Origin of the sequence: Paenibacillus thailandensis (genome assembly GCF_042685365.1) — a bacterium.
Lineage (GTDB): Bacteria > Bacillota > Bacilli > Paenibacillales > Paenibacillaceae > Paenibacillus_AP > Paenibacillus_AP thailandensis.
This window is the reverse complement of record NZ_JBHUMY010000001.1, coordinates 233422-247021: the sequence shown is the minus strand read 5'-3', so window position 1 is coordinate 247021 and position 13600 is coordinate 233422. Positions and strand designations below refer to the sequence as shown.

General features: G+C 48.8%; 11 protein-coding genes. All 11 read left to right on the top strand.

The annotated features are described in order from the left end of the window. Position 1 precedes the first annotated feature (1 nt). A complete protein-coding gene (gene murC, locus ACFSW5_RS01100) occupies positions 2-1390 on the top strand; it encodes a UDP-N-acetylmuramate--L-alanine ligase (protein WP_379268793.1) in 1389 nt (462 codons plus the stop codon). 178 nt (positions 1391-1568) lie between these two features. Next, entirely contained in the window at positions 1569-3017 is a 1449-nt protein-coding gene (locus ACFSW5_RS01095; RefSeq protein WP_379268791.1) for an SPOR domain-containing protein, read from the top strand. 62 nt (positions 3018-3079) lie between these two features. Next, entirely contained in the window at positions 3080-3322 is a 243-nt protein-coding gene (locus tag ACFSW5_RS01090) for a DUF4321 domain-containing protein (protein ID WP_379268789.1), read from the top strand. A gap of 84 nt (positions 3323-3406) precedes the next feature. Further along, positions 3407-4222, top strand: a complete 816-nt coding sequence (locus ACFSW5_RS01085) for a Maf family protein (RefSeq protein ID WP_379268787.1) — start codon at positions 3407-3409, stop codon at positions 4220-4222. 169 nt (positions 4223-4391) lie between these two features. Then, positions 4392-4835, top strand: a complete 444-nt coding sequence (locus ACFSW5_RS01080; protein WP_379268785.1) for a DUF4183 domain-containing protein — start codon at positions 4392-4394, stop codon at positions 4833-4835. A gap of 88 nt (positions 4836-4923) precedes the next feature. Further along, positions 4924-5307, top strand: coding sequence for a DUF4183 domain-containing protein (locus ACFSW5_RS01075; protein WP_138790101.1), 384 nt, complete (start codon positions 4924-4926; stop codon positions 5305-5307). A 328-nt stretch (positions 5308-5635) separates the two neighbouring features. Next, entirely contained in the window at positions 5636-5818 is a 183-nt protein-coding gene (locus ACFSW5_RS01070; protein WP_379268783.1) for a Maf family protein, read from the top strand. A 183-nt stretch (positions 5819-6001) separates the two neighbouring features. Further along, a complete protein-coding gene (locus tag ACFSW5_RS01065; protein ID WP_379268780.1) occupies positions 6002-6424 on the top strand; it encodes a hypothetical protein in 423 nt (140 codons plus the stop codon). Between the two features lie 104 nt (positions 6425-6528). Next, on the top strand, positions 6529-8100 hold the full coding sequence (locus ACFSW5_RS01060; protein WP_379268778.1) for a stalk domain-containing protein: 1572 nt from the start codon (positions 6529-6531) through the stop codon (positions 8098-8100). A 458-nt stretch (positions 8101-8558) separates the two neighbouring features. Then, positions 8559-10046, top strand: a complete 1488-nt coding sequence (locus ACFSW5_RS01055; RefSeq protein WP_379268776.1) for a hypothetical protein — start codon at positions 8559-8561, stop codon at positions 10044-10046. 2 nt (positions 10047-10048) lie between these two features. Next, complete coding sequence (locus ACFSW5_RS01050; RefSeq protein WP_379268774.1) at positions 10049-13546, top strand: hypothetical protein; 3498 nt, start codon at positions 10049-10051, stop codon at positions 13544-13546. Positions 13547-13600: the final 54 nt, after the last annotated feature.

Here is a 13600-nt window from a genome sequence, read left to right as displayed (position 1 = left end):
TTTGAATACAGCAGAGCATATACATTTTATCGGGATCGGCGGTTACGGGATGAGCGCCATCGCGCGCGTCATGCTGGAGAAAGGCTATACCGTGACGGGCTCCGATGTGGCGCGTCAGGAATTGACGGAGAAGCTTGCGGCCAAAGGGGCTCGGATCTATATCGGGCATGAAGCGGGGCATGTGAAAGGCGCCGATCTCGTCGTTTATTCGACGGCATTGTCCAAGGACAATGTGGAGCGGGTTGCGGCCGAAGAGCTGCATATTCCGACCATTCACCGCTCTCAAATGCTTGCCCGAATCATGAATGCCGGCAAAGGCGTAGCCGTAGCGGGCGCGCACGGCAAAACGACGACGTCGTCCATGATCGCGCTCGTGATGGAGGCGCTCGGCTCCGACCCGACATACATTATCGGCGGAGAAATCGTGAACGTCGGAACGAACGCGAAGGCGGGCAAAGGGGAATACGTCGTTGCCGAAGCGGACGAAAGCGACGGTTCGTTCCTGCATTATTATCCGCAGATTGCAATCGTAACGAATATCGAGCCGGACCATCTGGAAAATTACGACGGCGATTTCGCCAAGCTGAAAGAAGCTTACGTTCAGTTCTTGAAGCAGGTAAAGCCGGATGGCAAAGCGATCATATGCGCGGACGACGAAACGATTCGGGAACTGGTTCCCCGGCTGTCGGACATGAAGGAGCGGCTCGTCACGTACGGCATCGGCGATGAAGCCGACTATACGGCGACGGACATCGCGCTCGGCGACCGTCAGGTCTCGTTTACGATGAACCAAAACGGCAATACGCTTGGACGGGTGTCCTTGTCGGTGCCGGGCCGGCATAACGTTTATAACGCGATGGCGACGATTATTACTTGCCTCGAAGCCGGGTTGCCCTTTGAGAGCGTCGCTCAGGCGATTCAAGGCTTTCGCGGGGCGAAGCGCCGCTTCCAGGTGCTCGGCGAGTGCAACGATATTCTTGTCGTCGACGACTACGCTCATCATCCGACGGAAATTCAGGCGACGATCAGCGCGGCGAAAGTGACCGGCAAACGGATTATCGCCGTCTTCCAGCCGCAGCGCTATACGCGGACATACTTCCTTCTGGAGCAGTTCAGCCGCGCTTTTCCCGAGGCGGACGAGGTTATCATTACCGACATCTATTCGCCTGCGGGCGAGAAGCGGATCGAAGGCGTCAGCTCGCAGAGGCTGGTTGAGCTGATTCGGAGCAACAGCAATGCAAGCGCGGAATACGTGCCGACGAAGGAAGAAGTGCTGGCTCGTCTGACCGCCACGGTAAAGCCCGGAGATCTGGTCATTACGATGGGGGCAGGCGACATCTGGAAAGTAGCGGATGCTCTGGCCAAATCGCTTCAAGAAAACGCATCTTAAAAAATATTATTCCAAGCCCTGCAGGAGACGTTCCTGCAGGGCTTTTTTTTGAAATCGAATAGATGCCGTTCATTTCTTGCTCCGGAACCGATCGCGTTTCGTCGATAGGCGCTGCGCATAAATCTCTTAAACCGTTCATAGAGTAGAAAGAGAAGACTGGGACGAGGAGAGATGGATGATGAACAATAAAACTCGGATTACTTACCGTTTCGATCCGGAAAGCAAAACGGCCGTCCGCAAGGCGGAGCGGGATCAGGCGATACAAGAGCAAGCTTCGGGCCGGAAGGAAGCCGGACAGGCAGAACGGGGTAAGGTGATTCCTTTACATAATCATGTAAACCCGGGCGAATGGACGCATTCGGAAATAACGCCTTGGAACAGCCCTTTCCAGGACGACCCAAGCGCTCTCGAGGAGCTGATCCGGAGCGCGGACCGGAAAGCGCGGCGCAGGGACGAGAGCGATGCCGAGCTTTACGCAGACGGCCGGAACGGAGCGGGAAGCCGGGATATTCGCGATACGAAGGGCGATAGCGGCTCGAAGACAAGCGGACCGATCGAATGGAGTTTTCCGCCGGGGCAAGGCGCGAAGGGAAATGCTCCGCGCGTTCCCGGAACGGGAGAGGACGCGGAGAGTCGTCTCGAGTATTATTCCGGCGATTGGGGGGCGGTATATATGGATCCCCCGGGGGATGATCCGGATGAAGAATCGCACGACATCTACTCCTCCAAGCCTATCGTTGCCCGGTATGTCCGTTCCTCGGCTTCGCCCTCCTGGATGAAAGTATTCGTTACGGTGGCCGGCGCTCTTGCGACAGGCGCTTTGTTCGGTTATTTGCTGTTGTCGTTTTTTACGGGAACGGCGGCATGGCCGGGAACTGCCGAAGGCGGAGGGAACGGGGACGTTCCGGCGATAACAGGGAATACCGGCGAGCCTGGAGCCTCGCCTTCGGCTGCGGCTGGAGGTTCCGTGAAGGCAGGCGCGGATTCTCCTCTTGCGGCGGTTAACATTCCGGAGCAAACGTATTATTTGCTGCAGTACGGCGTGTTCGGCAGCGCAGAAGGGCGCGATGCCGCGCTGGGCGAATTGGCGGCAAAAGGGGTGTCGGGCGCAGCCATTTCCACGAGTCAAGATTATCGCGTATATGCGGCTATGGCGGCCGACCGCGAAGAGGCCGAAGCTTTGAAAAAGCAATTCGGCGGCAGCATCGATTTGTATGTAAAGACGTTTACCGTCGGGGCCGTCGATCAATTGCCGTTCGCCGGCAGCGGAGAAGAGCTGCATCGCTTCGTCGAGCGGACGAACGGGCTGCAGGCGATGCTGCTCGGTCTTGTCAATGTGCAGCTCGAGCGGGAAAGTCCCGTTCCGTTTTCGGAGAGCGCATCGGCGGCTTGGCGGCAAGCGGCGGAGCAGTGGAACGCAAGCTCGGAAGCGGTGAAGGACGGGTTTGCGGACGAAGCGTCCCGGAAGGCGTACGAGCGGCTGTCCGGCGCCGTCAAATCGGCGATCGAGGCCGTAGACGGCTATGAGGGCAATCCGTCCCGCGTTTATTTGTGGAAAGCGCAAACGGCTTTGATGGAAGCGGCCATTGCGCAAAAAAATTGGTTTGAGCCCGGCGGCTCATTGTAAACGAAAAGAAAGAGAAGTATAATGGTTTACAGGTGTCACTTCATGGCGAGAGGCGTTGAAAAATGAAGAAAAACGGCTGGGTTTTATTGCTTTTTATCGTACTCGGCCTGCTTGCGGGCGCTCTTGTTGCCCGTTCGCTGGCATCCATCCCAGGAATATCCTTTTTGACCAAGACGCTTCCGCTGTCTTTGTCGCCTGCCGTTGATCTGTACGTCGTTCAATTCAACTTGACGATTAACCTGGATTTCAGCTTGCTAAGCCTGATTGGCGTCGCCATGGCGCTTTGGATTTACCGCAAGCTTTAAAGTTTTACGGCAAGAATAAGCATGTATAATAAGCGAAAGCTATTTAGAAGAACGCAAAGCAGGAACAAGAAGGAGAGACGTTACTTGGAACGTCCAACGAATAACTCACCGATAAGCCGCATCGTGTTGGCTTCGTCGTCACCGCGCCGGAAGGAACTGGTCGCAGCTTTAGGCCTTTCCTTGCCGGTTTCTATTTTGTCATCGGACGTAGACGAAGCGGTTCCTTCCGAATGGGAAGCGCCGCGGATCGTCGAACAGCTGGCGCTGCGCAAAGCGAAAGCCGTCGCCGCAAAGCTGCGGGAGGACGGCGGCTCGGAGCCTTCCCTCCTTATAGGCGCAGATACGATTGTCGTGTTGGACGGACAGGCCCTCGGCAAGCCGGAAAGTACCGAGCATGCGCTGCGCATGTTGGAAAGCCTGCAAGGCCGGTCGCACGAGGTTTATACGGGAGTCGCATGCGTCCGTTCGGACAATGGGGAGGAGCAGGTCGCTCACCGGATGACGAAAGTATGGATGAAGGAGCTTTCCCTCAGCAAGATCGAACGCTACGTCGAGACGGGCGAACCGATGGACAAGGCGGGGGGCTATGACACCACAATGCACCTTGGAGACATTGGTCAGTATCGTATCATATCTGAGTCGCCAGACGGTCGACCGGAAATAATTGTTGGTCACACCGTCAGTAAGGTAACTTTTAGACCGATGAGCGATGAAGAGATTTGGGCGTATGTAAAAACTGGTGATCCTTTAGATAAGGCGGGCGCGTACGGTGTACAGGGGATTGGCTCGGTATTTATTGAAAAAATCGAAGGAGATTTTTACAGTATTATGGGGCTTCCCTTGAACCTTCTTTATCAGATGTTGTTAATGTTTGGAATCAGCTTATTTAATCAATCATAGTTGAGTTGAATATTTTTCGTTTCTTTCGAAGGCGTCTATAATTGGCGCCTTATTTGTTGTTTCCTTATATGCTCAACCCAATGTTCCTTGATTAGGTCTTTTGTCCAAAACATAAATTAAAAAGAAGCATAAATTATTCCAAGACTTATGCATAGTAGAGGTGGGATTATTGACGAAAAAGCATAGATTAAAGTGTAAATTTTTTAAACCTACAAAGCGTAGAAAGAGAAGAGGCAGAAAAAAAGTAATATACAAAATTAATTGTGTAATAAAACGTTTAAATATTATTTGCCCAAAACAACCTTTTATTGGTGTTAAACCAAAAGTAAGAAGATATTTTTTTGTTGCACCCCATGACATTAATTTATCAGGAGAAAAAATAGTTTTGTTTCCCAATCAGTTTGTTGATGATAAAGGCGAAACCGTTGCCAAGTTTATTGACTTTGGTCAAGAAGGTTACTTCAATTTGTACGTTAACGGAGCATTGCAAGAGGGTAAGTTATATCACGTAAATTCCGATGCGTTAACTATTATTTCGACAGGTCAAACGATTTACAAAGGAACCCCCATTATACTTGAATCAATCGGATTTATCATAGCGAGAAAAAAATAGGTATATTCACTTGAAGATTAGCCCTGACGTTCATCTTCATTCAGAATATGATTTTATTGTATTACATTTTATGAGGAGGTTTGTTATCATGGCACTACAACTTATGAAGTTACTTGTTACGGCAACAACGACAGTTGAAACGGTTCCATCGCCACAAAAGTTTTTCTATGTAACAACTGGTGAAACCGCGGCGGGTGCAACATTGACGATTGATACTGCCGATTTTTTCGATGATACCGGGGCAGCAGCAACTGATCTTCCTGCATTGGCGACAAACAATAGTATGTATAATGTTTACATTAACGGTGTTTTGCAAATGCAGGGGATTTCAACCTATACTCCCGGAGCCACTACAGTAGGTTCATTGGTGATTAATGTACCCGCAGGAGGAGAACCTATTTTGGCGGATTCGCCGATTGTATTAGAAGTAATAAATTATGTTCCAACTTCTACGACCACGGTAAACACGTGATCTAATTAACAGATGAGAAAAAACGATAGTGAAGTGCGGAAAGTCCGGAGTCATTCCCGGACTTTTTTGCGTTTGGCAGCGCATCGTGCTAACTGGTGGGAAGAATTGGCTGACGGAGTCGGATAGCTTTGTAAGAGAAGGGAAAGTCGAATGCCATCGATGGCTCCGAAGGTAGGAAGGCTTCGGGAGAAAACTGAGACGTGACACAGTGGATGTCGTTTCCATCATACAATACGTGAGCTGTTGTACAAATCCGTCATGGATAATGTACAATAATTAAAATGGTTAAAGTGGGGAAACTTGCAGGGAAAGTCGCATTGGTGTTTGAATGATCTCAATAGTTGTCCACGCAGTCTCCGACACCAAAGCCGAAAGTTATGGCGTACAAGGGATTGGGGCGGTTTTCATTGAGAAAATTAAGGGGGATTTCTACATCATTATGGGGTTACCCTTAAACCTGCTTTACCAGATGCTGTTAAAGTTTGGAGTCAGTCCTTTCAAGACTAATTGAAAAGAAGATCGCATTTGAAGGTGCCATAAAAATTGGCACCTTCTTTTCGTTGGGTGGTTTTTTGATCGGTTTATTTTTCATATCAAGTAAAAATTTATTCAAAATCCGACTTGAAACTTAATCAAAATTACTGTAAGTAAGGATACCACGCCTTTTTAGAAAAACTTGATGGGATCAGATATTTTGATCGATCTAATCGGTTTTTGGGCAAGTGGGATGGTCACATATGCACATACGGAAGATGAAGGTATTTATTTCGATCCTGATGGCACGGGTTTCATCACTTGGTCAAATCCTTTTGTTGTAACCTTCGACACGTTTACTTGGTCTTTGGAGAAAGGACTTCTCTCGTTAGCAGGGGGTAAAAGACTTGTTTTTTATCATGATGCCTTGTCGGATGAACGCCCCTCCGAGGTTATTTTGAAGAATGTTGCAGTCAAGCGCGTCAAGTGCCATTCATTGGATGATGATGAGGTCGAAGCTCTGGTCTTTCCCGACAACAGCAGTATTTTTCCGAATCAAGTTTTAGGTTTTATATGCACGGATATTCGGGGGTTAGAGCATTACACGGATTATTTGGAATATTTGACCGACAAACACAAGTGATCTGTTAAGAAGTGTTTACAACATTTTCCGAATTTTCGATAAGAAATCGAATCTGGATTACATTACATAGGAGCTAACTCTTAAGGTAAGGAGGTAAAACAGTCATGAGCAAGCCAAAGCGTAATGTAGATGCTCAATTACACATGTCAGCCACTTACACTAGGCACAGTAAGCCGAAGCGCACCTTCAGTCTCGTCATCAAGGGGATCATGCTCAGCTCGGTTATGTTGAGCAATATCGCAATGGGAGGTGTATCCGCTTTTGCAGCAACTTCACCCGATCTACCCACTCACCCAATCTCTGCTCCAACATCACAACAAATCCAAGTACAAGAGGATGCACTCGTTAAGAATTTACGATTAGCAATCAAAGCCATTGAGGAGATCGGCTGGAGTCAGAAGACCTTGCAAGTGATAGCTGAGAATCTTCATGCTATTGATGACAAATTAACCAATGATATTGGCTACAAGTTCACTTTGGGATTAAAGGACGCAGTCGTTGAGACCAAGCTTGTGATGTCTAAATTTGGCGGGGATGGTCTAACGGAGCTTAGGGGAAAAGGGAATTCGATCAACGAGACATTACAAAGCATCGAGATGAAGTTGGGGACGTTAACGCCATCCAATATTGCTTCCCCACCTCCAGTTGATAAAAAAGCTAAGGTTCGGATCGCTTCCGCAGCCGAGAATGAAGTCTCCGTAGTCATCGACGGTCAAGTCCAGGCTTTTCCCCAACCTGCAGTCACAATAAACGGTAGTACAATGGTTCCAATGCGAGCCATATTTGAGAAGTTAGGAGCCGAGATAAAATGGAATGGGGAAACCCGAATCGTCACGGCAACGAAGGGCAACACCGTAATAATCTTAACGCTAGACCGAGACATCGCTATTATCAACGGTAATCCTGTAAAACTGACCGCCAAGGCACAGTCCATCAACGGGAATACGATGGTTCCATTACGTTTCGTCAGTGAAGCCCTTGGCGCGGCGGTAAAATGGGATGATTCAACTCGAACAGCTTATATCGATAGCGCAGGAACAAGTGATGTAGGACAGACTCAGCTTGTTGACGGGATCAAGGTAAAGTATGGCAAGCATACGTATGGTAGCCGCGATCAGAGCGAATACGATACCGTTGTTCGTATTGCTGAGAAAGCTCTTGCGGGGTATGATGAATCCAAATTTGGCGGTAGCGATCACGAATATTATCTTGAATACCTCGACGGAGCCAGATGGTCAGGAAATAAGAAAGATCGATCTGCTCGGAATATCGGTTTGTATTATGCCGAAGCTCAGTTAGGGGATTTGGTTAAAGACGGGGTTTCCAAGGAAGAGATTATTAAAGTCAGGACTCTCGCTTCGATTGCTTACGATTTGCTGGATGGCGCAACAGACCCGCGAGACGGTTCTCCGAGATCGGCTTATGATGCCCTTGCAGCATCTCCGCGCATAACCGATTGCGACAGTGATGCTCAAGTATTCTCTCTAGTGTTCGATATGATGGGGTATAACACCGCAATCATTGCTGGTAATAATCATGCGGAAGTCCTAATTCAAATTGAAGGAAAATGGTTTGAATGTGTTGCAGGGACATTTAGGTTAGTGGATGTATCAAAGGCTTTAGAGAACGGTTCGTACATTTACTCCTTACCTACCGATGGGTCTGTCTTTAAGTAATTTTTCAGCGATATCATGACGATGTCCTAACCGGCATCGTCTTTTTAGTTCCGCAAATACTTGATCTGAGATTTTTTCAACTTTTGGAGAAGGAAATTAATAAGAAATACTTTCAGTAACGATAGGACTAATCACAATCCAGTAGAACGAACTACGGAGTTGATAAACAGGACGAGACATGAAGGTAATCGTGAATAGAGAATTTTTCGTGGGGTATTTCCACTTGAATTTGACTTGATGTTATCTGTGCACCCCACAAAGCATATTAACGCCCCCTCTCCAATACCGAGACGATGTCCACCCGACACCGTCTTTTTTCATTTCCCGACATTTCTTACGGAGTTCATTCACGTTTTCGAGATGAATCCCAATCAATTTTACATTTATCAGGAAGATTGAATGCCAACCATCAAGGCATCCCGATCCAATCTAAGATTTCCCAAGGAGGAGAAGAGAGAATGAGGAAGTTGTTTACCATCATGGCTTCACTGGCTCTATGTTTCTCGCTGTTCTCGGCATCAGCTTTCGCCGCTGAGCCGCCGACAGAAGGAGCAGTCAATCCCACCAATCCCACTCCGACCAGTGAGTCCAGTCTCCCCACTCAACCCGAGCAATTGACTGACAATACTCAGCGGGTCGTAACGGACGGTCTGTATGTAGATATCTACTACCCGTCTGACCAAATCACCTACATCCCTGAGTTCACCTTAGAGCTTTGGGACGTACCAACCGACAAGTTGATCAGTACCGCTACAGGTAATAGCCAGAATTACGAAAACGGGAAGTATCACCTGATCTTCAATCATCCGGGGTATCGACTTGGAGACGAGCTGGCTTTGATCCTGCGAAAGACGGACGCCATCATCGAGGAGTTGAACTTCAACGGTGTTCATCTCAAGCCGAACACTCACTATAAATTCACTATCGACCAGTACACTTATTACGAGGGCGACAACGATGAGGGAGTTTTCCAAGACCTAACAGCAACCAAGCTCAATCCACTGCAAGCATCTCTGGTAACCAACCCGAAGATGGTCGGTCTTTTGCTCCAATCGGAGTCCGGCTCTCCATTGAAGCAGACTCCAGTCGAGATCAAGCTCTTAGACGGTAAAGGCTCCCTCACAGCCCTATCCAACAGTAGCGGTCTAATCTGGCTCGACACCGACAAGTTAACGTGGAAGTTCCTCGTATCTGCAAAGGGGTTGACCGCAGTAAATGGTTCTAATGGTAAAGCAGAAATTGAGTTACCGGCAACCGCCATCGCAGGAACACAGAAATCGGTAGTCATTGTGCCAGTCGTATTTAAATCGACAGAACAATCCGTTGCAGACAGCAAGATTTCAGTTTCCCTCTCTACCGATGCAAATACTGACTTGAGTAAAGCTTGGTCAGAGTTCGACTTGACGGTAACAGATGCAAATGGGGTCTCAAGCACTTATGTCCTTGATCTTAACAAGACATCAATCCAAGGTCTAGCAGACGGTCAGTACAAGATGGAAGCCAACGCCAAGTACGCCGATGTCAAGCTCGATTCCGCTTCCCTTTCCGTTAAAGGGGGTAAAGGGGGCATCAAGGGCACGATCCAGCCGAAACATGTTCTCGAAATCAGCAAGGATGGCAAGCCATACAACTTCTCGGTCATCAATGTTACCAAGATCGTTGACAGGCAGTATAAGGGTTCGAAGCCCCAGACCTTCGCCGTAACACCAGGTGAGTCCTACATGATTAAGGACAACGATACGGGTAAAGTCGAGACCGTCGCCATCGACGCGAACTCCCCGACCACCCGAGTCGTCTTAGGCGCAGGAGTAGTATTCGGCGGTTCGGCAAGTACACCGCATACAGGTGACCCAATCATCTTCTTGGTAACCTTGTTTGCAGTTGCAGCAGTAGGAGCATGTTGGGCTTGGATGGGGTATCTAAAGAATCGTAAGGAGCGTGCGTAACAATGATGAGATACCTAAGAAACCTCATAAAATCGGCACCTACAACAAAGCTGATGAGTCTTTTATTAGCTGTCGCTCTCATGACTTCAATTTTTTCAGCAGTAGCACCGACATCAGCTTCCGCCGCGCAGTCAGATGCAAATGTTGGCGGAACTGGACCCGCAACAGGTAACGCAACTTCAAGGACTCCAGCAGGAACATTCCAAGTCAGCGACAAGATTGCCGTACTTCAGTTCGGTTTCATCCCGAACAAGGTAAAGTCTAGCGGAGATGGCGTTCTTTCCGCTTCTTCAGGGGTTACCGATCTTGAAGATCCCTTCAAGTTTAACTACGAAGACCTGATGTTCTACATGGCTCCGAGCCAGGTATCCGACACCCTCTGGAGAAAGCAAGGCTCCGGCTTGATCTCCTTCGAACGGGGGCAAGGGGTAAGAACGCTTTACGGCAACAACCCACTCTACCCAAGCATTCAAGCCGAAAATAGTCGAGAAGACTTGATGAAGCGCACTCTCGACTATGCGGACATTTCCCGTAACTATGATCCGAATCACAATACCAATTACTTCAAGCAGATCATTGGCGACGTTCTCTACAACATCGACCCGAATAACCCAAACAGGTCGTTATCGGGAGAAGGAAACGATCAGGTAATCGGAGACGCTCTGAAGACCATGATCGAGGACTACATCTCCAAGCGTAAAGACGACAGCGAGTTCGATGCCCAAATCATCGGCAGTTTGATGTTCTCGGGGTATCTCGACCTAATCAAGTCTAAGGGAGTCCTGACAGGAGCCGAGTACACCGCCTTCGAGCAGATGATGAAGGACAAGTTCAAGAAAGGTGAGCTGATCTTCTTCGCCCAAACGGTAATCGGCATTTCCGTTCAAGACGGAAGCAATCCGCAAGCCAGAGACTATGCCTTCATGCCGTTCCATGACGCAACGGATTGGTATTTGGATGTACGGAAGCAAGCCCGACCAACCGATTCGGTCGTGCAGGGGTTGACCGCTAACAAAGAGTTCGAAGCCGTATCCCTTGGAGGTGCAACTACTGCCGAGCAAGGTTCCCTTTCCCCTTACAAGGAAAACGGCAATATTCCATTCTCTTTCCGCACTTATGCGCGAGATTATTACGCCCGTACCTTGAAGCCGGTAACCGAAAGCGTTCCGATGTCATCGGACTATAAGGTCAACGGATTTGGCGGTTGGGGGTTCCAACCTTGGGGTTACGGAGATAACGAAACAGGAAATAAACCAGCGATTACCGCTGAACTTGACGTCACTGTGGTCGACAAAGCCGGTAATCCGACAGATGAAACGTTCACCGTACCGATCAAGGGTTGGACGGAGACAAGTGAAAAGTATTTAGATGAATTGGAATCTAATGACGATACGGTAATCGTTGGGGGTATGACGGTCGAACATGATGGAAAAACCTATGATCTTGTCCCTAACGAGAACGCGACCTTCAAGTTGATTGACATCAAGGATGATGAGAATATTAATAAAGCGACTTTAACGAAAGCTTCCGTTGGAGAAGATGGAGTCATTTCCGTTCCTGTTGGTGTAAATTCGAGCACTTGGGAAATCCGTTTGGGGTATGATACTCCTCTCCCACTCGACCTGAATAAGTATTTGGGTGGAGACGCATCGTCGGGGTCGTCATCGGTTGAGAACAAATACGATGGCACTGGTAAGTTCTCCAATGCTCAAATCACTTTATTCGTCCAAGCGAAAGAAGCTACTCTGAAAGATGAGAAGGTCGAGACCAACCTTGAAGTCCCGCAATGGCGACTGTCGAAGTATTGGGGAGATATTTCCCCATCGGCTAAGAATCCGGCAACCTTCAGTCTCCAGCTTCCGATTGAAACATTCCGAAACCCGAGTCTTTCGCCTTCCAGCGTGACCTTCAAGTTGCTCGATCCTGATTTGAGTCAGGTACCTTGGGCGATCAGCCGAGCGAAGTTGTTTAATGACACGCCGTACCGCAGCTTCTCGCCCTACAACACGTCAGCCAAGTTCAACCTTTCCGGAGATCTGTTAGCCATTAAGGACAACGAAACAATCAGTAATAACAAGTTTGCTTCTTGGGTAAACAACATAACCTTGTTCAATAATCGTATCGGTTCGGCAACCGCAGGTTCCCCTGCCGGACAAGCAACGGTAACCAAGAGCTTCTTGTTCCAATATGGGGTCAATAGCGGGGTTGATCCTTTCCGTTACACCGAGGACAAGCGTGTTCCTGTAGGTTCGAGTTGTAGTAAGTTTGGCTGTTGGACTATTTGGGGTTGGGAGCCGAGAACCGCCAACGCCACAAGCAATTACGACACGGCTGACTACGATACGACCGTAACCTTCCAGCGTTACATTCCGAAGGATAGCACCGCACCAAAGACCTTTGAAAATGCTTCGGAGTCGGTCAACGGCAAACATTGGGAGACGTATCAAAGTGCGGACACCTTGAAAGTCAATCCGGAAATCTTAATGGCGTATGACGATCAGAGCGGTAACACGAGTGTCGCCTTTGTCGCAGGAGATAAACTCCGTCCGATCAAACCTATCTCGTACAATGTAGCTCAATTCGTTAATGTCGATGTAAAGCCGACCGTAACAGGTATGTCGGTTGCCACTGATTCGAACGCCAAGCAATTAGCAAAGAGTCTCAATGCAGCCGACAAAGAGGTTCTATACAAAGGCAGCGCGGTAACTACCAACTTCGAGGTCAGGGGTCAACTGGAGCTGAAGACCTTTGCCTTGGACATCGGGAATGATGCGTTCAAAAATGCTTGGAATCCAGGCATCTCCTACTCGACCGATGCCATCAACGAAGCCTTCGTTTCCAAGTATGCCGCCAAGGACGAAGCAACAGGTAAATGGAAGGCGACTCTGAATGCTGATGGTAAGCTGGTCATCGGGGGTAAAGAGTACGGTGGCAAGCAAGGTCAAGTCGTTGCCGAGCAATCGGATGAATCGGTGAAATCTTACGTCTTGGAAGTGCGCGGCGGCAAGTTGGTGGGGGTCAATGGCAGTCGCAACTTGAACAACCTGCCGACCGAACTGAAGGAAGCCTTGACTCGGATGCACATCCTCGGTGACGACAACGTCTTTAACACTTTCGAGCGCGGCACTGGTGCAAAGTTGAACGAGCAGCTCGTCGCCAACCTTGGAAATGCCCTTCGCGGCACGAATGATCTCGCTATCGACAAAGGCTTCTACAACGAAGACTCGACAATTTTGGTCGTAAGAGAGTACACCACCACCTTCGACCTTCCGTCCTACATGACAGTGGACAAAGTGCCGATGGAGATTCCCGGTCTTGAAGTCCAGATGGATAAAAACCAGTTCTTCTCCAAGGGCGCAACTGGACATACCTTGCTCCAGTACAAGGTAGGACAAGTCGAGATGATTGCCGATTCCTTCAAGGGTGACTTCGGAGTGAAGAAGTCCACACAGTTTGTAGTACCTAACGTCTCGATTTTGGACAGTTTCTCAAGTCAGTAATGATTATCCATTAGGGGTTGCTCAAGCTTTGGCATTGAATCGGATATAGAATTC

Coding starts and splice junctions, on each gene's coding strand:
- ACFSW5_RS01055 (WP_379268776.1), top strand. CDS start 8,559: ATGAGGAAGTTGTTTACCATCATGGCTTCACTGGCTCTATGTTTCTCG.
- ACFSW5_RS01075 (WP_138790101.1), top strand. CDS start 4,924: ATGGCACTACAACTTATGAAGTTACTTGTTACGGCAACAACGACAGTT.
- ACFSW5_RS01050 (WP_379268774.1), top strand. CDS start 10,049: ATGATGAGATACCTAAGAAACCTCATAAAATCGGCACCTACAACAAAG.
- ACFSW5_RS01095 (WP_379268791.1), top strand. CDS start 1,569: ATGAACAATAAAACTCGGATTACTTACCGTTTCGATCCGGAAAGCAAA.
- ACFSW5_RS01070 (WP_379268783.1), top strand. CDS start 5,636: ATGATCTCAATAGTTGTCCACGCAGTCTCCGACACCAAAGCCGAAAGT.
- ACFSW5_RS01090 (WP_379268789.1), top strand. CDS start 3,080: ATGAAGAAAAACGGCTGGGTTTTATTGCTTTTTATCGTACTCGGCCTG.
- ACFSW5_RS01060 (WP_379268778.1), top strand. CDS start 6,529: ATGAGCAAGCCAAAGCGTAATGTAGATGCTCAATTACACATGTCAGCC.